Consider the following 635-nt stretch of genomic DNA (forward strand, 5'->3'; position numbering starts at 1 on the left):
GCCTTTTTCCATATCAGCCTGATATTTGATATTTTTTATATTAAATTGGTAACCTGGGTCTTCAGGTTTGTCAGGGTGGAAGGCAGTCAGACCGGGCCATTCAAAATTGAAATTATCGAGATGGTACTGATGGTCGGATTTGTGGCCTTTGACAGTCAAAGTCGCTGCTTCCCATTTGATTTCATCAGAATCAATGGTGCGTGAGCCAGAAGGTACGGTCAGTTTGCTGTCTAATTCGCCGCCCCAAGAAAGCGCGGTATTACCGTCTAACTGGAATATTTCTTTATTGTCTTCTCCAACCAAATAGACTTTGCTTTGGATGGTGTAGCCGTTCAAACCACGGGTGATGATGTCTTCGCCGCGAATTGAGAATTTTGTGTCCTGATGGCACAAGTCAGGAGTGATGTCGCCTCTCCATGAAACTTTGCCCGAAGTGAGTCCCATATCGAATTTATCCAACGTAATTTTCATGCGCTTGTCGGCATCGGGATTGTTTTGGAAGTAGTATTCCTGTTTCAATTTGTTGTCGGCATAAACGCCTCCGCCAACGGTTGCTCCTCCCAATGCGGCGATGCCGACCAGTGTTGCGATGATGCTTTTTTTCATGTTTTATCCTTGAGCAGGTGGTAAAAATG

1 pseudogene is annotated in these 635 nt (G+C 45.0%); it reads right to left on the reverse strand.

The annotated features are described in order from the left end of the window. Positions 1 to 606: pseudogene (locus ACTHUR_RS15340) on the reverse strand (DUF945 family protein); the annotation flags it as partial. Positions 607 to 635: the final 29 nt, after the last annotated feature.

It is taken from the genome of Neisseria sp. P0021.S007 (assembly GCF_051956855.1).